This is a genomic window from Ravibacter arvi, from assembly GCF_039540405.1.
Classification (GTDB): domain Bacteria; phylum Bacteroidota; class Bacteroidia; order Cytophagales; family Spirosomataceae; genus Ravibacter; species Ravibacter arvi.
In genome coordinates this window covers 157,025-174,536 of the sequence record NZ_BAABEY010000020.1, presented here as the reverse complement: position 1 = coordinate 174,536, position 17,512 = coordinate 157,025, and the positions used below count along the sequence as shown (strand labels likewise).

General features: G+C 49.7%; 13 protein-coding genes and 2 tRNA genes. 6 read left to right on the top strand and 9 right to left on the bottom strand.

Going from position 1 to position 17,512, the window contains the following annotated elements; all coding sequences use genetic code 11:
- Positions 1-16 precede the first annotated feature (16 nt).
- The 5 genes from ABD852_RS10705 (at position 17) to ABD852_RS10685 (ending at position 8,121) form a co-directional block, all read left to right on the top strand.
- Positions 17-1,645: a RagB/SusD family nutrient uptake outer membrane protein gene (locus tag ABD852_RS10705; RefSeq protein WP_345028530.1), complete on the top strand. Its 1,629-nt coding sequence runs from the start codon at positions 17-19 to the stop codon at positions 1,643-1,645.
- A gap of 136 nt (positions 1,646-1,781) precedes the next feature.
- Positions 1,782-3,335, top strand: a complete 1,554-nt coding sequence (locus ABD852_RS10700; RefSeq protein WP_345028525.1) for a N,N-dimethylformamidase beta subunit family domain-containing protein — start codon at positions 1,782-1,784, stop codon at positions 3,333-3,335.
- 1,212 nt (positions 3,336-4,547) lie between these two features.
- A complete protein-coding gene (locus ABD852_RS10695; RefSeq protein ID WP_345028524.1) occupies positions 4,548-4,805 on the top strand; it encodes a ribbon-helix-helix domain-containing protein in 258 nt (85 codons plus the stop codon).
- On the top strand, positions 4,792-5,085 hold the full coding sequence (locus tag ABD852_RS10690; RefSeq protein WP_345028523.1) for a type II toxin-antitoxin system RelE/ParE family toxin: 294 nt from the start codon (positions 4,792-4,794) through the stop codon (positions 5,083-5,085). Before ABD852_RS10695 ends, ABD852_RS10690 begins: the two co-directional genes overlap by 14 nt.
- 51 nt (positions 5,086-5,136) lie before the next feature.
- Entirely contained in the window at positions 5,137-8,121 is a 2,985-nt protein-coding gene (locus ABD852_RS10685) for a TOTE conflict system archaeo-eukaryotic primase domain-containing protein (RefSeq protein WP_345028522.1), read from the top strand.
- Positions 8,122-8,200: 79 nt separating this feature from the next.
- Here the strand turns inward: ABD852_RS10685 and ABD852_RS23070 are convergent, their stop codons facing one another.
- From ABD852_RS23070 to ABD852_RS10660, 6 genes are all read right to left on the bottom strand, one after another.
- On the bottom strand, positions 8,201-8,422 hold the full coding sequence (locus ABD852_RS23070) for a phage integrase SAM-like domain-containing protein (RefSeq protein WP_425568802.1): 222 nt from the start codon (positions 8,420-8,422) through the stop codon (positions 8,201-8,203).
- A gap of 2 nt (positions 8,423-8,424) precedes the next feature.
- Positions 8,425-8,553 carry a hypothetical protein gene (locus ABD852_RS10680; protein ID WP_345028521.1) on the bottom strand — a complete coding sequence of 43 codons (129 nt, stop codon included), beginning with the start codon at positions 8,551-8,553 and terminating at the stop codon, positions 8,425-8,427.
- Positions 8,554-8,665: 112 nt separating this feature from the next.
- Positions 8,666-8,741 (bottom strand) — tRNA-His (locus tag ABD852_RS10675).
- Positions 8,742-8,840: 99 nt separating this feature from the next.
- Complete coding sequence (locus tag ABD852_RS10670) at positions 8,841-9,443, bottom strand: superoxide dismutase (RefSeq protein ID WP_345028520.1); 603 nt, start codon at positions 9,441-9,443, stop codon at positions 8,841-8,843.
- A 67-nt stretch (positions 9,444-9,510) separates the two neighbouring features.
- On the bottom strand, positions 9,511-9,960 hold the full coding sequence (locus tag ABD852_RS10665) for a nucleoside deaminase (RefSeq protein WP_345028519.1): 450 nt from the start codon (positions 9,958-9,960) through the stop codon (positions 9,511-9,513).
- 14 nt (positions 9,961-9,974) lie between these two features.
- Positions 9,975-13,886, bottom strand: coding sequence for a T9SS type A sorting domain-containing protein (locus ABD852_RS10660; protein ID WP_345028518.1), 3,912 nt, complete (start codon positions 13,884-13,886; stop codon positions 9,975-9,977).
- A gap of 203 nt (positions 13,887-14,089) precedes the next feature.
- On the opposite strand from ABD852_RS10660, the gene ABD852_RS10655 reads away from it, so the two are divergent.
- On the top strand, positions 14,090-14,500 hold the full coding sequence (locus ABD852_RS10655) for a TlpA disulfide reductase family protein (protein ID WP_345028517.1): 411 nt from the start codon (positions 14,090-14,092) through the stop codon (positions 14,498-14,500).
- 94 nt (positions 14,501-14,594) lie between these two features.
- On the opposite strand, the gene ABD852_RS10650 is transcribed toward ABD852_RS10655, so the two are convergent.
- The 3 genes from ABD852_RS10650 to ABD852_RS10640 all read right to left on the bottom strand — a co-directional run bounded on the left by ABD852_RS10650 (position 14,595) and on the right by ABD852_RS10640 (position 17,504).
- A tRNA-Gly gene (locus ABD852_RS10650) sits at positions 14,595-14,667 on the bottom strand.
- Between the two features lie 63 nt (positions 14,668-14,730).
- A complete protein-coding gene (locus tag ABD852_RS10645; RefSeq protein WP_345028515.1) occupies positions 14,731-15,804 on the bottom strand; it encodes a 2Fe-2S iron-sulfur cluster-binding protein in 1,074 nt (357 codons plus the stop codon).
- A 122-nt stretch (positions 15,805-15,926) separates the two neighbouring features.
- Positions 15,927-17,504, bottom strand: a complete 1,578-nt coding sequence (locus ABD852_RS10640; protein ID WP_345028513.1) for a SusD/RagB family nutrient-binding outer membrane lipoprotein — start codon at positions 17,502-17,504, stop codon at positions 15,927-15,929.
- Between the last annotated feature and the right edge of the window lie 8 nt (positions 17,505-17,512).

Sequence of the window (17,512 nt, the reverse complement as noted above, 5' to 3'; positions counted from 1 at the left end):
CTATAAAGACATTGAGATGAAAAAGTATATATCAGCATTGCCGGTTATAATACTGCTTGCTTTTGCGGCAGGGTGCAACAATGATTTTATGGAGCGCGTGCCGCCGGATAAAATCAATGATGCCAATTTCTGGAAGAAGCCATCGGATTTGAAATCCTATGCCAACCAGTTTTACCCTTCGCTGATTGACGCCAACACCTTCTGGAGGGCCGATAACCAAAGCGACAACCAATGCCCCTCTTCACTGGACGGCTTCATTTGGGGGCAGTATGTAGTGCCGTCGAGCGGAGGCGGCTGGGCCAAATCCGATTGGGCGCAGATCAGGAGCTGCAACTATTTTTTGAAACAATACCGGTCCGTAGAAGGTAATCCCGATGAAATAAATACCTACGTTGCGGAAATCTATTTTTTCAAGGCGTTTTTTTACTATCAGAAACTGAGGCAGTTCGGCGATGTTCCCTGGCTGAACGATGTGCTTCAGATCAATTCGGAGGCGCTGATGGCGCCGAGGGACTCCCGGAAGATTGTCGCAGATTCTATTGCTTTTTACCTGGATAAGGCAGCAGGCTATCTTCCCGATACATCGCCGGAGGGACGAATAACCAGGTACGCAGCATTGGCGCTGAAATCCCGGGTGTGCCTGTTTGAGGGTACTTATCGCAAATACAGGGACCTGGGTGACCACGAAAAAATGCTGCAGGCTTCTGCCGCCGCCGCCCTGGATGTGATGTCATCCTCGAAATTCGGGGTTTACACTACAGGCGATGCCGGGTCAGACTATTATAACCTTTTTATCGCAGAAAATCTGGCAAATAATCCCGAGGCGATTATGGTCAGGACCTACGCTACCGACAAGCTGATGCATAATCTCAACAGGATTCTGAGTGAGCCGCAGACCGGTTTTTCAAAGGATTTTGCGGAGTCATACCTCTGTAAGGATGGGAAACCGATCGCGGTTAGCCCGCTTTACAAGGGAGATGCAAAATTTTCGGATGAATTCATTAACCGTGACCCCCGCATGTTGCAGACTATTTATACGGCCGATCGCCCGATCCTGGTTACGGCTGCCGGCGAAGCCAGGTACCAGGAGGTGCCGGAGTTTAACAACCAGCGCTGTAATACGGGATATCGCATTGTCAAATTTTACTCTCCTAAAGAGCGGGACCTGGAGCAGGGCCGGTCGGTGAAGCCCGTTTTCGTTTTTCGCTACAGCGAGGTGCTGCTTAACTATGCGGAAGCCCTGGCAGAGCTCAATTCCTGCACGCAGGCAGTGCTCGACGAATCGGTCAATTTGCTAAGGGCCCGGGTAGGGATGCCGAAGCTGAAGACGGAGGTAGGGTATACCGATCCTTCCTGGCCGAAATGGGAGGCTGCGGTTTCTCCGCTGATAAATGAGATCCGGCGGGAGCGCCGGGTAGAGCTGGCGGCGGAAGGCTTTCGCTTTGATGATATCCGGCGCTGGAAGGCCGGCGTGCTGCTTGAAAACGTGAAGACCTACTCAGGCGCCCGAGACCCGCAGACTAACGCTTACAGAGCGTTGTACCCCGGAAATATCCGCTCCTGGAAGAACAAGCTTTACCTGTACCCGATCCCGTCAATCGAATTGACGCTCAACCCGCAGATCAGGCAAAATCCGGAATGGTAGGGGGGCGGAAATCAGAAATCAGAAATCAGAAATCAGAAATCAGAAATCAGAAATCAGAAATCGGAAATCGGAAAGTGCCAAATCAGCTGAGAGCAATTGACGAGCCTTACACCTCAAACCTCATACCTCAAACCTCATGAAAAAAATCCCCCACTCAAAAACGCGGCGGAAACTTTTAAAAAACTCGGTGATTGTGGGTATGGCCGGCACAGCGGGCGTATTCAGGAGCTTGACGACTCAAGATGACCATCCGCGCAGGTCTTCCGTTATTGTGGAGGAAAACCGGAAGACCGGAACTACCGATTGGCAACTGACTTATGTCCGGTCAGATCAGTACCGGTCCAAGGTTATTGAAGGATATTGCTCCGCCACAAGTGTGGGTGTTGGCGAAGAGATAGGGATTTTTGTGAGCACCCAACCGGCTTCCGAAGTATCCATCGATATTTACCGGATGGGATATTATGGGGGCAAAGGCGGACGGCATATGGGAACCTACGGCCCGTTTGCCACCGAAACCCAGCCGACCCCGGCGGTTGGTAAAAACCGCCTCAGGGAATGTAAATGGAAAGTCACCAGCCGCATCAGAATCCCGGAAGGGTGGGTAAGCGGGGTGTACCTGGGCAAGCTGTCCTGCAAGGCGCATCGCTACCAGAGCTATGTCATTTTCGTTGTCCGGGACAACAGAAAGGCGGACATTCTTTTACAAACGAGCGATACGACCTGGCAGGCCTATAACAAATGGCCCGACCAATACTCACTGTATGATACGGATCCGCCGGTACGGGTATGGAGCGCCACTACCTGGGTGAGCTATGACCGGCCCTATGGCTGGTATCCGCAGGTGGTGGACCAGCCATTGTCGCAAGGATCAGGGGAGTTTCTGCTGTGGGAATACCCGATGTGTTATTGGCTCGAGCAAAATGGGTACGATGTGACCTACGGATCCAATATTGATACCCACAACGGCAAAGCGGGCCTCGATCGGATCCGTTGCTTTCTTTCTGTGGGCCACGACGAGTATTGGAGCACTGAAATGTATGAAAGAATACAGACTGCGATCGGTAATGGATTGAATGTTGCCTTCCTGAACGGCGATTCGGTTGTGGCCACAATTCCTTTGCATCAATTGAATGAGGAAGGGCGGCCCTACCGGATTGTCCGCCGGACGGGTATGTTTGGGGGGATTTCCGAAGAGGACCGCCAACTGTACCGGAACGTTAAAGGCTGGGCACTAGATGTGCTTCATGAAAAGTGGGAGAAACACGGCCCGTCTCAGGCGCTGCTGGTCGGCGGTCGCACTACCTATCCCGGCAACGGGTCCGGTGATTGGACGCTTGTCAATGACAAGCATTGGCTGTTGCAGGGTACCGGGATGAAGAACGGAGAGGTTATACCAGGTCTGGTAGGCTGGGAATACCACAGTGAACCGCCAACCGGCGTTCCCGGGCTGGAGGTGATTGCGTCCGGCCTCGTATACCGCGGCGATGGTTCCTCGTCGCCGTATGCGGCTACTATTTATCCGGGCCCTAAAGGCAATTGGGTTTTTAATGCATCGACCATTTATTGGTCGCTCGGCCTAGCCAGCCCGCCAGGTGTCACGTTACCGTTTTCACACCTCGGTCGCCCTCATGGTGTAGACGCCCGGGTGCAGCAGATTACCGCAAATTTTCTGAAACGTTCTCTGGAGTAGTTTTGCCGAATTAACCAAAGGCTCAGGGGGATAGATCCCGGTACGGCGCAGACCTCTTTACCAGGCTGCGACGGGAATATCAATAGTTAACTCTGTATGGTTGTCGGACCGCATTTGTACGGTCTTTCCGGCTCTTTTATGGAGGGGATTCTCCAGTTTCTGTCTAACATATAATCTCCCCACATCCAAAACCGTAAGGCGTTTCTTTTTGGATATAGCCTGTAGAGCCTGTGACTGGCGGTCGGATTGTTAAATTTGAAGGACTTGTATTCAGTGGAACGAACTGCGGCTTCTATTGACGAATGCATAGTGCAAAACTTATAGTCTTCGGTAGCAAACACATACGTCGCTGGAAACAGGCCTCCGAAAAAAATCTTGTAGATATTACCGACCGCTGTTGTGTTCGAGAATATGATGAACAATGCGAAGAAAAAAAAGTATAGGTATAGGTTTATCCTTTTCATATGACTCGCTTTTTAAGCGTTCACTTGTATTTTAAAGGCAATTTAGGTTTCCTTTTGTCGAATGGCAAATATTGGTTTTTGTCAATGTTTCTGGGGTCCGGGATGTTGTCTCATATCGTAATCCCATAAGCCTGGTAAGGCTTTTACGCAATTCTGGCAGAGGCTGAAAATCAAAAAGCCTGTCTTAAACAGGCTTTTTGATACTTAGTAAATTTTTACAAGGGAGAAAGATAGGGTCCGAACCTATAATATAATGATCTGATAATCACCTTTTTAAGGTTCGTTGTTCGCCTGACTCCACGATCTGCGAAATTGTATAAAATCGCGAAAATACACGTTGTAACTAGTTGAACAAGAGTGGTTTATCTTCTTATTTCTGTAATGGTAGGAAGTGTGTAATTTATCAAAATGGTTAGTCAGGAATCTTGGCATTTTTGGGATATTTCCAGTAGTGGGATGAAGGAGTTTGAACCCCCGAACCGGGTAGTAGGATGGGGACTCAATTCTCCACTCTGGAGCGAAGCTCTACTATAAATTGGCCTTAGCAAAAGAAGAATATCAATCCGTGGCTGGATCTGTATTAAAGAAGAAATAGAGTGCCAGGGCCGAGACTTAAGAAATTTTTACGGGCTTGGCCCCCCGGGGACAAGCCTTCCAGTTATAAATAGAAAGTTTTGTAGCTATTATTTTCAATTGGTTCTATTTTGGTGTATTATTACATCAGATCTTTTTCGTTTTAATTATTTTAATGATGACCAGGCAAAGCATTACCTTGACCAAGCCTAACGATGAATGGCTGAAAGCCCGGATTGAAAGCGAAGAATACACGAGTAAGAGCGAAATAGTAAACGATCTAATCCGAAGGGCCCGGGAAAAGGAACAGGAAAAAAATGAATGGATACGAACCAAACTCATCAGAGCAGAGGAAAGCGGATTCACGGATATGACCCGTGAGGAGATCCTGTCTTTTTCCAAAGCAGAGTTGCGTCGCCATGGGAAAATATAGGCTCAGCGAAGATGCAAAGGATGATCTTGTACGTATTCACCATTATGGTGTTCAAAAATTCGGCGAAGCGCAGGCGGACAACTATTTTTTCTCGCTTTTCGAACATTTTGAGCTCATAGCAGCGCAACCGTTTTTATATCCGGCTGTTGATCATATTCGACCAGGCTATAGACGGTGCGTTTGTGGTGTCGACAGCATCTACTACCGTGTGCAAGAAGATGGAGTAGATATTATGAGTATTATCGGTCGCCAGGATATCGAAGAGCTATTTAAGTCTTAGCTCTGGACTACACCTGTCGTTTTCACGAAGGCAGCACGAAATGCAAAATAAGTGCAGGAAGTTGACCAACCACATATAATACTATTCAGGTCTCTTTTCAAAGGACGGGAAGACGTATTTGCCATACGTTGGGAGAAGGGAAGCAAAAGCGGCTACATGCCTGCGTATTCCTACGATCCCTACCGGTATCGCGCCCATAAAATGAAAGGAGGCACGCTCCGGGATTTTCCGGATAAGCGCCAGATACCACTATCTGACGATCAGATTGCGCGACACCTAGAAGGGAAACAACATATCGGGTTATATCCGCTGTTACCGGACAACACTACCTGGTTTATTGCAGCCGATTTTGACAAGGGAGAATGGCTGTACTCTGCGCGTAGGTTCCTCGGAATTTGCGACGATAAAGGAATTCCGGCCTATCTGGAACGATCCAGATCCGGGAACGGAGGGCATGTCTGGATATTTTTTGAAGGCCCGTATCCTGCTTATAAAAGCCGGAAAATCGTCATGTCATTGCTTGTGGAGTGCGGAGCCGTTTCGGCTTATGACAAGAATACCGGCTTTGACCGCCTGTTTCCTAACCAGGACCGACATTCAGGACAAGGTTTTGGAAACCTGATCGCATTGCCCTTGAACGGGTTGCGTCTGAAGGAGCAGAATAGCTGCTTCCTGGATCCGGCTACGGCAGTTCCTTATCCTGACCAGTGGTTATTTCTAGGTCAGATAGAACGTACCAGCCAGCTTATTCTGGATCAGCTGTATAGCAATCTGAACACGGGAAACCGGAAGGATGTTGCTTCGGAGGAAAGTGTCAGCATTAGGCTATCCGAATATATACGTTTACAAAGAGCCAGTATTCCGTCAATCCTCTTCGATTTCATTAAGAACGAGCTCAATTTTTTGAACCAGGACTTTTTAATTAAAAAGAAAGCGGGACGAAATACATTTAGCACGGAGCGTTATTTCCAGCTCATTCAGGATGAAGGCGATTACCTGTTTCTGCCGAGGGGTTTTATCGGCAACCTGATCCGATTCTGCCGGGAGCATAGTATTCCTTATGCATTTCACGATGAAAGGAAAAACTTGACGACTGTCCCGTTTTCATTTCAGGCAAGTTTGCGGCCCTATCAGCAAGAAAGTGTAGAAGTTACGCGGAAAAAGGAAATGGGCGTGATCGTGGCCCCTCCCGGTTCCGGGAAGACCGTGATCGCCTTGAAGATCATCGCTGAAAAGCAGCAGCCCGCTTTGATTATCGTTCATCGCCAGGATCTGGTCAGGCAATGGTCAGAAAGGATCGAGGCCTTTTTAGGAATTCCTTTAAAAGACATTGGAAAAATAGGTCAGGGAAAAGCAAACCCGGGTAAGCGGGTTACGGTCGCAACGATACAGAGTCTGGCGAAATTGAAAATACCGGAGCTATACAGTGCTTTCGGGGTAGTCATCGTAGACGAATGCCATCATATCCCGGCAGACACATTCAGAAACACAGTAGCCAGGTTTAACTCCCGGTACCTGTACGGATTGACTGCGACGCCTTTTCGGAAATACAACGACGGTAAACTGATATTTATTTATCTGGGCGAACTCATTGCGGAAGTTCGTATGGATGCTTTGCCTGGATCAAATCATCCGACTATTGTTATTCGAAATACACAACTGGAAGTGCTGTTTGAGCCGAAGACAGATCGCTTTGAAACACTTTCGCAAATATTGGTTCATGACTCGGAACGGAATAAGCTTATCGTAAAAGACATACAGGAAGAGATCGGTAAAGGAAGAAAAGTAGTAGTACTAACAGAGCGAAAAGAGCACATCGAAAGCCTGGAACAACTACTGAAACGTTCCTGTGAAATTGTTACACTTAGTGGTAAAGACTCTGAAAGTGGCCGACAGGCGAAATGGAAGCTTTTGAAAGAAGGAAACTACCAGGTGTTAATCACGACGGGCCAGCTATTTGGAGAAGGAACGGATCTACAGAATGCGAACTGCCTGTTCTTGGTCTATCCTTTTTCGTTCGAAGGCAAGCTGGTTCAGTATATAGGCAGGGTGCAGCGATCGGAAGTTTCCCCGACTATTTACGATTATAGGGATATCAGGATCGGGTACCTGAATAGGATGTTCCTAAAGAGAAATGTTCACTACCGTAAACTCGAAAAACAGCGATCCTTATTTGATATTCCGGAAAGCGATGAAATACGGGCCTACGACGCTGATAGTAGAGAGGATATGATTGAGAAAAGTATTAAAGTGAAAATCGAGGATCTGGAGTTTTTGTATGGTGGATTCCGATTTATGCATCGTATCCCTGAGCATGCGGAAGAGATCCTGTTTGAAATAGATAATCTAAATATCCGTCCTGAGTTCGAGGTACTGAAACCCTATTTCGAAAAATTGCTAAAGACCAGGTCTGTCGAGGTGCGAATCACAGCGGTTTTGGATCGAACTAAAAACCTCGTCGCATTATCAGCAGAATCCGAAGACTTGGCAAAAATAAACCGTGAGACCGTTGAGGGGGTGCGTTTCAGGTTTGTAGAAAATTTGTTTCGCGGAAAAGGTAAACTACCTATGCAGGAGGAGCTGCAACAGAAAATTTCCACAGGAAATGGCGAGACTCCTCTATACGAATCAGGAGAGGAGCTGTTAAACGATATACTCAAAAAGGGAAATTACCGTCATCGTCGGCAATTGCAGTACTTAGCGGGATTACATGAAGGAAGCGTCTTGAAAATCCGGTTTGTGCTTCACCCCTTTTCCTTCATGTTTCTTCTCTCCGGCGAAAGTCAATATCATGTTGTAATGGAAACCCTGGATACGGAAGAGGCTACCTATATCTGGCATTTTCCGAAAAATGTACCTGCTTTGAAACAGGGAGTAGTGGAAATAGAAAAACAACTGGGTGAAATCCGCGCAGGAGGAAGGCAATTGTTCTTGCAGGCTAAGCCTGAAAATTTTTCTCGGGTATTGCATGACTATACAGATGAGCGGAAAGGGTTTGCCGTATGGAAGGATAGCTTGGAGGAACGTTTGTGGTGAGAGTGTAAAATGCAATCCTCAATATCGAATTTCTTTTTTTTAATCGTTTTTAGCTCCCTTTCTGATAGTGGGTATCGAATCACTTCCTTCTTTTTGATCTTGAAGTCTTCAAAGGGATCTTTTTTGAGCCATTTTTTGCACGCACAGCAGTGTTGTGGTTGCATTTCCGGGCTGTCTTCAACCAAAATGCGTATTCCGAGATGAATTCGTAGTCAGGTTTTTGGATTTCAATGTCAGGCGCACTGTATTTACATTCGATGAATTCACGGGTTTGCTCCAGAGAGGTTTTATAGCGCTTCATGGTTAAGGGAGCATATTCGCGCTCAGCGCTTCCATCTGGCTATTATGTGCCTGGAATTCCTCCAGGAGCATTTTCTTTTCTCCTTCTATTCCGAATCCGTTGAGGTAGTTTTTTACAGTCCCTGACTCCACGGTTTATAGCCATAAACCGGACGTTTTTACGCAAATTTTGACGGGGCTAAGTATCAAAAAAGCCTGTTTAATCTCTTAAACAGGCTTTTTTGATACTTAGTAAATCTTTAGAGGGAGAAAGACGGGGTTCGAACCCGCGACCTTCGGAACCACAATCCGACGCTCTAACCAGCTGAGCTACGATCTCCGTTTGAGGACACAAAAGTAGGGGAAAGAATCGGTTCCTGCAAAAACAAATTTAGAAATTTTGCGGGCCAAAATCTTTCCCCTTGAGTATCAGATCGTTCTTATGCTTTAAAATTTTTCTCGGCAGCGTCCCAATCGACTACATTCCAGAATGCGTCGATATAATCCGGGCGTTTGTTTTGGAATTTCAGGTAATAAGCGTGTTCCCAAACGTCGAGACCAATGATAGGAGTGCCTTTTGCTTCGGCGACATCCATCAGAGGGTTGTCCTGGTTAGGAGTGGAGCTAACTGCCAGCTCACCATTCGAAGTTTTGATGAGCCATGCCCAACCGGAGCCGAACCGGCCGGTAGCCGCTTTTTTGAATTCTTCCTTCAGCTTGTCAAACGAACCGAACTTAGCGTCAATGGCCGCTGCAAGGTCTCCTTTAGGGGCGCCGCCACCTTTGGGAGAAATTGTATTCCAGAAGAAAGTATGGTTCCAGTGACCACCGGCATTGTTCCGAACGGCTGGTGAAATGGTTCCGGCAACAGCAACGAGCTCTTCGAGCGATTTGTTGGCATTAGCCGATCCTTCAATGGCGTTATTAAGATTGGTAACGTATGCCTGATGATGCTTGTCATGGTGAATTTCCATTGTCCGGGCATCGAAATGTGGTTCCAGTGCGTCGTTTGCGTATGGTAACGGGGCGAGTGTAAAGGCCATAGTTGAAATTGAAATTTATATGATGATACTTTATGATTCGTTATTCTGATAACGTGGTCTTTTCGGATTATGTTCGTAAAGCGGCAAAAAATTTTAAAACGAGTTCGCTGCATTTGTCGGCCAAAACGCCATGCTGCACCACAGTTTTGGGGTGAAGCACGGGTTCTTTCAACCGTTTATAGCCACGTTTTTCATCGGATGCCCCGAAGACAATTCGCCCGATCTGGGACCAGTACAGCGCGCCCGCACACATGACGCAGGGCTCCAGGGTAACGTACAGGGTGCATTGCTGGAGATATTTCCCGCCCAGGTATTCCGACGCTGCCGTAATGGCGAGTATTTCGGCATGTGCCGTCACGTCGGTCAGTTTTTCCGTCGAATTTTTTGCCCGCGCAATAATCCTGTTCCGGCATACGACCACCGCCCCAACAGGTATCTCGCCCTCGCCGGCGGCTTCGGCTGCCAACGCCAGCGCCTCCGACATAAAATGTTCATCGGTAAGGTGTTGAAACAGCATGCTTCAGCCTGAAATCAATGTTTTAATACCTTGATTACCGCATTTTGTCTGGAATTGCCTACGCGGAAGAAATAGATGCCGGAAGGCAGCTGGTTCATGTCCACATCGGTAACTTCACCGCTCAGGGACATTCTCCTGACCTCTCTCCCTGACATGTCTACAATTTTCAGGTCTATCCCGTTATAGTCAGTAACGTCGAGCGAAACCTTGCAACGACTCTCGATCAAAGTCGGCATTACTTTTACCCAGTTCTGCCCCGAAGGCTCTACGCCCAGTATCGGATCCACCTGTACCCTGGTGCTTCCCACTGAACGCCCGGCGCCACATTTGTTGGCTATTTCCGTAACGGTATAGGTGGCGGTTGCTGCAGGTGTTGCCGTAAATACATAAGGTGTGGTGCTGGTCGTAACCGGTGTTTTGGTCGTGCCGTCCGAATAGGTAAATGTCCACGGAGCTTCGCCGGTCAAACCTATGGAGATGGACGTCGACTGTCCCGCATAAATAGCTCTGTCTTCCGGCAGAATAGCGGTTGGTCTGGGGGCAACATCCAGGTTGACGCCGCTGACGCTTCCTTCCACATTCAGGTTCGGATTGGTATTCTCGCTAATCACGCGGATATAATAGTTGCCGCCGGCAAGCGTATCCGGCAGGGTGGCTTTGATGCTGTTGCCGCTCACGGCCGAGGGTACAGATTTGAAAGTATTGCCTTTGTTTTCCCGGCTTAGCTGCAGCACAAAACGACTGTTTGCGGGGAAGTTTCCGGACTGCTGGAAGGGTACCGACACTTCTGTGCCCGCGCAGACGGCCACAACATCGGGATTGCCGGTAGTGATCGTCGGCACCAAAACGGTTACAACGGCGTTACCGTTCGGCGTACCTTTTCCGCAGGCATTTGAAACCTCGGTCACCAGGTAAGAAGTTGTAACAGAAGGCTGAACCTGAATTTCTACCGTATTGGATTCGCTGACATTAGAATACCCGTTCGAAAGCTTGTAGTTCCAGGGGCCCATTCCGGTAAAGACAATTTTGATGGTCGCGCTTGCTCCCAACGGAATGGAGGACTGCCCGGAAATGGTCGCGGAAGGAAGCGGGTAAACCGTAATTTTGATTTCCTGTTTCGGGCTCTCACAGTTGTTGTCGCCGGTCTGTGTCACATAGAAATACTGGTCGCCGACCGTCGCCGTGAACGGCGTGTAGGCTTCGGAGCGTTTCTCGCCATTCGGACGGTACCAGGCGAGCCGCTGACCCGTTGCAGAAAGCGGGGTGGCAGCTGCATTGTGGCAATAGGTGATAAAATCCTGCGTCTGCGGTTTGGGAGTAGTTTTAATCAAAACTTTCAGCTCTGACCGGTCTCCTTCACAACCTTCGAGTGTTTGGCTTACATAGTAGGAGTAATTGCCTCCCTCTTCCGTTGAAGGTTTGGGCGCAGTTGGAGAAGGCGTTCCGCCTGTAGCGTTCCTGCCGTACCAGTTGATGGTCGCGCTGGGCTCCAGGCCGGCGGTAAGTGCCGGCGCATTTTCGAACTGGCAATATTCGAGGTTGGCAACGCTAGGCGAGACCGGCAGTCGTTTCACCCTGATCTTTACCAGTTTTTTTGCACCGAGACACTGCTTTGCACTTTTTTGGGCAACATAGTATTGAAACTCGCCGGGTGTCTTCAGGGCTTGTTTGGGGACCACAGTTTCTCCTGTTGTAGAACTGGCGTTCGGATACCAAAGCAATGAATTCGTGCCGGCAGTGGGAGTCGCCAGGAAGTTTGCCGTTTCGTCACCGCGCGTCTGGCAAAGTGCCTGGTCAGTAGTATTGGCAACGGCCGGCAGGGGATTGATGGCTACATTGATTGTCGCTCTCGGTCCTTCGCAGGTAAGGGTAGCGGAGTACTTTTGCGACTGGCTGACATAATAGGAAAGCGGTGTGGTCGTAACCGTTGCGGTAGAAGGGACAGGCGCGTCGGGAAGCGCAGTGCCGCCCGATGCAACGGAATACCATTTCAGGGTGTTGGTGCCGGTAGGGGTAGCCGTGAGTTTTTCTGTCGAGGGGGCCTGGTGACACAAGTCGACGGCAGCAATTACGGTAGGAGCAACGGGTGACTCGCGTACTTCAAGTTTGATATTGGCCCTGGGGCTTTCGCAACCGTCAACGGACTGCGAGACATAAAAATTGACCGGTCCGGCGGTAGTTGTAACCGGCGCAGGTGCTGTTGCGGTACCGGTACCACCGGTGGCCACAGTGTACCATTTCAACGTTCCGGTGGCGGCGGTTACTTTGCTGAGAAGCTGCGCCGAAGTGAGCGTAGTGTTCCTGCAGACATCATCCATGTTGGCAACTGTCGGCGCAACCGGAACTGCTTTGGTCTTTACATCAATCCGTGCGCGGTCACTTTCGCAGCCATCCACGGTTTGCGTTACATAGTAAGCGACAGTCCCGACTGTAGCAGTGGAAACGGTTGGCGCCGTGGCGCTTCCGGTGCCTCCGGTAGAAGAGGTATACCATTTGAGCGCGGTTCCGGTAGCGGTCAGTGCAGCTGGGGTCTCGCCCTTGCAATAGGCCACGTCATCCGTAACCGGAGGAGGTGTTTTCTTAACGGTAGCGGTAATGGTCGCCTTCGGGCTTTCGCAGCCGCCAACCGTTTGCGAGACTTTGTAGGTAAAAGTTCCGGCGGTCGTGGTCGCGATTGTCGGTGCGCTGCTCAGGAGCACATCGGCGCTGGTATACCATTTCAGGCCGGTGCCGGTGGCGGTTAACACGGGGTTTGGCGATGTGCCCACGCAAACGGTTAGCGGTGATACTCCCGGAGCTGCGGGAGCCGCTTTTACTTCCAGTGTTACTTCCAGGCGCGAGCTCTCGCAGCTGCCGCTTTTCCGGGCAACGAAAAGCCGCTTGGTTCCGGCGGTTGAAGTGTTAACGGTGATGGCGGATCCTGTCAGGGGAGTGGTAGAAGTGTTGGTTGCATACCATACAAGAGAGCCCGGACCGGCTGCAACAGCACTCGTGAAGGTCGAAGACGGAACTACTTCATTAACGCAAACCGGCGCGGGTGCGGCACTGAGTACCGGAGTCGCCGGGGGAGCCGCAACAATAACTTTCAGATTCGCTTTCGGGCCTTCACAGCCGTTTTTTGTAACCGAAACAAAATAATCAATCGTAGCAGCGGCGCTTGTGTTGGGGGCGGCGGGAGAGCTGGTGCCTGTTGTGGCTGCAGCAGTAGCATACCAGGTTAGGGTTCCAGCTTCGGGATTGCTGACGGTGGCGATGACATCCGCGGCCGTAACGGTCTGCCCGACGCATGCATTTATGTTGGATACGCCCGGCGCTGCCGGAACTGCATTTACTTTGATGCTAACCACAACGGCTGCGCTTTTGCAGCTTGCGTTGGTGCTTGCCACATAAAACTGGTGGGTGCCCACCGCCAGCGGGTTATTCACGACGGGGCTCGCTGTGCCGGCTCCGGTAAGATCTGCGGAGGTAAACCATTTCAAGCCGCTTCCGCCTGAAACCGCGCCTGAAATAGTTGCCGGAGTAACAGTTGTCCCTGCGCAAACATCGGCCAGGGCTGCGGCTGTCGGCGGGGCCGGGATGGAAGCGATGCTGATATTGGCAGCGCCGGTTGCTGTAGCCGGAGGGGTGACGGACGTAACACTGATTTTATAATTGGCAGCCGGCGCCGTGCTGGCGGGAATGGTGACATTGGCTGTTGTACTCGTGGTGGTACCCAGGGGGATCGGGCTTCCGGCTGCAGGCACAAGCGCAATGGCGAAGCTTCGGCCGGCGGAAGTAATTGTGGTATTAAAAGTCACCGTAACCTGTTGCCCGGCGCACGCATTTGCAGCGTAGGTGACGTTGCTGATCTGCGCGAACGCCTGGGTAAAAGAAAGCAATCCGGCGAACAAAATTGCGAGAAAAGGTGTAAATAGTCTTAACTTCATGTTCGGACGTATAAAATAACATCGATTTAGAATCAAAGGTACAGATTTTTTGTTTTCAACTGCATAGCGGGGACGGTTTGGCGAGTGGTCATAGCTGAGGGGTGGTTGAATTTTTTTGAAAAGCCATGAGACTTTTTTTGCCGGTACTTATTTGCTGTCAGATAATGAATTGCACCGTGATGCTGGGTCAATCCGTGAATTTGTTGCGGCTAAGTAGTATGGAAGACCGGTTGTCACGCGGAGGGGATACCACGTTTGTGGTCAACTTTTGGGCGACCTGGTGCGCGCCGTGTGTAAAAGAGCTGCCGGTTTTCCAGGACTTTCATAACAAGCACGCGGCTTCCCAAGTGAAGGTTTTGCTGGTAAGTCTCGACGCGAAGTCTTCATTAGATACGAAAGTGCGGCCATTTGTGAGCAGGAGCGGCTTAGGTATCGAGTTTTTCCTGCTGGATGAAAGTAACCAGCAGCAATACATCGACCGGATCAGCTCTTCCTGGTCCGGGGTGTTACCGGCCACGCTGATGGTAAACTCACGCAGAGGAAAGAAAAAGCTGATCGAAGGCGAGATAAATATGTCAAAGCTGGAGGAAGCGCTGCAAGACATGCGTGAGTAGCGCTTGCAAAGCTGCCGCTTTTCCCGGTGAATAATCTTTTACCGTAAAATTTTGTACATAAAAAAACAGGACCCTCTCCGGATCCTGTTTTGCGAGCGGAAAATGGGTCTCGAACCCACGACCTGCAGCTTGGGAAGCTGCCGCTCTACCTACTGAGCTACTTCCGCAGTGACTGCAAATGTAAAAAGGTTTTCAGAAAAAAGTCAATACCTTTTTTTCTTTTTCGCGCGTTATTCTACCTCGATAACCACATCATCAGAAGTAGGGTGCGCAACGCAGGTAAGTATAAAGCCTTCGGCAACCTCGGCGGCCGTCAAGGCATCGTATTCATCAAGTCTTACCGTACCTTTCAGTACCCTTCCGAGACATGCCGTGCACATGCCGGCCTGGCAGGAATAGGGAAGGTCTATGTCGTTTTCAAGGGCTGCTTCCAGGACGGTCTGATGCGGAGCAACCGCCAGCTCATGGGTTTGTCCTTCGTATTGCAGCGTAATTTGTCTGCTTTCCGACCGGTCAGCGCTATCGTCATTTTTATCCACGGTCTGGGACAATTGCTGGTCGATATAGAAGCTTTCACTCCGTATGGCGTCGGGGTTGGCTCCGATGGATAGCAAAAGACCCCGGGTTTCTTCCATGAAATCGTTTTGGCCGCAAAGAAAAAACAGGCTATCCGGTTGACTTAGCCCGGCGGCATACGGGAGAAGGAGCTCCCGGAGCTTTTCCGGGGTAAGCCGACCGCGCGCTCCCTGCCAGTCGCCGGATGGCTGTGTGAGGGCGTAGACGACGGTCAGCCTGTCACCGTATTTGTTTTTCAGAGCAAGAAGCGTATCTCTGAAAATAATATCCTCTTCGCTGCGGTTTCCGTAGAACAGGACGATCTTACTGTCCGGCTCGGCAATCAGCACTGACTTGGTGATGGACAACAGGGGCGTGATGCCGCTGCCGGTACAGAAGAGAAAGACTGTTCTGGCGAGATCCGGGTTGGGATCCAGGCAAAAAGTGCCCAAGGGCTGCATCACCTCCAGGATATCGTCTGCTTTGGTGTTTGAAATAAGTTCGTTTGATACAATGCCGGAATAAATGCGTTTGACGGTAATGGCCGGCGACACGTCGGTGAATGGGGAGCTCGACAAGGAATAAGAACGGCGTATAGAAGAGCCGTCAGGAGTAGGCCATAAAATGGTGAGGTACTGACCGGGCTTATACTGTATGACTTCGTTCCAGGGATGCCAGAAATGTATAGATACCGTGTCCGGAGTTTCACGAATGATTTCTTTTACTTTCAGGTGATAATATTTGGACATGGTTGAATCGGGACTGATAATATTGATACCGGGTGTAAAATTCGGCATCATAGGGGGAAAAGAAAAGCAAAAAAACTCCGCCGGACAGGCCAGCGGAGTTTTTTTGCTTTTGATAACGAAAACTATCTCGTTCCGCCAGCCCACCAAACAGGCTCGCTGTAGACGTACTGACCGTTGCCGTAAGCGGCTTTTACCGCCTGGTTAGCCGAAACATCAGAGTTCCCATAAGGAAAACGAAGCGGGAACTGGGTGGCGTTAAGCGGGTTCGCGAGTACTATAAAATCTTCACCTAATGCCTTCATCCTGCGAATGTCATTGAAGGTTTCGGTTGATTCTCCTGATGCGCCTGCGAATGCAAGGTATTTCTGTACCATGATTTCTTTCAGAGCATTCTCTTTGAAGCGCGCATCAACCGAGCTTTTTATATAAGCCTTTGCGGAAGCTTCCGACAGATCGATATCGGGAGCGGCACTGGCGATGTATTCGACACCTGCATTCACTGAGCGTTCGAGGTTGGCAAATGCCACGACTATAGCTTCATCCAGCGCTGTTTTAGCTTCAACTGTTTTACCCAGACGGGCAAGTGCTTCTGCTTTCAGGAACAAAAGTTCGTGGTAGCTAAGCAACATAGTCGGTGCAGTGTAGGCATATCCGGTAAAAGAAATGGGGTAGGTGTATTGCACCTGGTCGGGGGAGCCGTTGGGGGCAGCCTCTTCCAGTGCTTTTGCAAGCGAAATAGGGTCGACAGCACTCCCTCTGGCATTCCAGAGTCCAAATTGCCCGCCACGGGGATCTTTGAATTCAGAAAACTTAGTGACCAGGCTTTTGCTTGCTCCAATTCCGTCACGGGCATTGGAATAGCCAAACAACGGGTTAACAGCTGACACACCGTTATAGTGCGCGAACTTCATTTCCTCCTCTGTGCTTGTAAACGAATTGTCGATATATTCAAGAATATCTGCCAAATCGCCATTCCGGTTAGCGGAAATCCGCAACGTGTGCATCAGATAACGGGCTTTTAAGCCATAGGCAGCTTTTGTCCAGGCCGTTTTGGAGCCACCGTATATAAGGTCCTGAGCGCCGATCGCCCCGGATACGCCGGCGTCGCTGCCTGCGAGTCCGGCTATCGCCTCATCGAGTAACTTGTTAACTTCTACATAAAGATCTGACTGTTTCTCGATTTTAGGCTGCATATACATTGGCAACCCGTCAGGTGTCATTATCCCGGTTTCAGAATATGGGGTATCTCCGAAAAGGTCGGTCGCAACTGCGAGATTGTAGGCAAGCAGCACCTTTGCAATTCCGTTGGTTACGGCATTGCCAGCTTCGATCCCACCTTCTGAAGTCTTCTGAATCGCAAACTTAGCACTTTTTATATTTTGATAGATTGCGTTCCAGGCATTGTTATTTGTGGTGGCCAAAGTAGGTTCTCCGGTCCTGGTTTCGGCATTAAAAGTCTGGTTGTGTACGCCTGCTTCGTGCTCAACGTAGATGGATGAATAGAGCGAATTATCACCCGCTGCAACCGAGAAGGCCGTAGCGGTCATTACATCAGGCAGGATAAACTTGGCATATACGTCTTCCGGATTATTGCGGTTTCGGTTGACACGATCAAGCGCATCGTCAGAGCAGGAAGACGCAATCAAAGTCAGCGAGAGCAGTCCTGCAAAATATTTTTTGTTAATTATTCTATTTTTCATATTCTCAA

Excerpts from the sequence above, each read along its gene's own strand:
- ABD852_RS10690 (WP_345028523.1), top strand. The coding sequence starts at position 4,792 with ATGGGAAAATATAGGCTCAGCGAAGATGCAAAGGATGATCTTGTACGT.
- ABD852_RS23070 (WP_425568802.1), bottom strand. The coding sequence starts at position 8,422 with ATGAAGCGCTATAAAACCTCTCTGGAGCAAACCCGTGAATTCATCGAA.
- ABD852_RS10700 (WP_345028525.1), top strand. The coding sequence starts at position 1,782 with ATGAAAAAAATCCCCCACTCAAAAACGCGGCGGAAACTTTTAAAAAAC.
- ABD852_RS10670 (WP_345028520.1), bottom strand. The coding sequence starts at position 9,443 with ATGGCCTTTACACTCGCCCCGTTACCATACGCAAACGACGCACTGGAA.
- ABD852_RS10645 (WP_345028515.1), bottom strand. The coding sequence starts at position 15,804 with ATGTCCAAATATTATCACCTGAAAGTAAAAGAAATCATTCGTGAAACT.
- ABD852_RS10660 (WP_345028518.1), bottom strand. The coding sequence starts at position 13,886 with ATGAAGTTAAGACTATTTACACCTTTTCTCGCAATTTTGTTCGCCGGA.
- ABD852_RS10695 (WP_345028524.1), top strand. The coding sequence starts at position 4,548 with ATGATGACCAGGCAAAGCATTACCTTGACCAAGCCTAACGATGAATGG.
- ABD852_RS10705 (WP_345028530.1), top strand. The coding sequence starts at position 17 with ATGAAAAAGTATATATCAGCATTGCCGGTTATAATACTGCTTGCTTTT.
- ABD852_RS10665 (WP_345028519.1), bottom strand. The coding sequence starts at position 9,960 with ATGCTGTTTCAACACCTTACCGATGAACATTTTATGTCGGAGGCGCTG.
- ABD852_RS10640 (WP_345028513.1), bottom strand. The coding sequence starts at position 17,504 with ATGAAAAATAGAATAATTAACAAAAAATATTTTGCAGGACTGCTCTCG.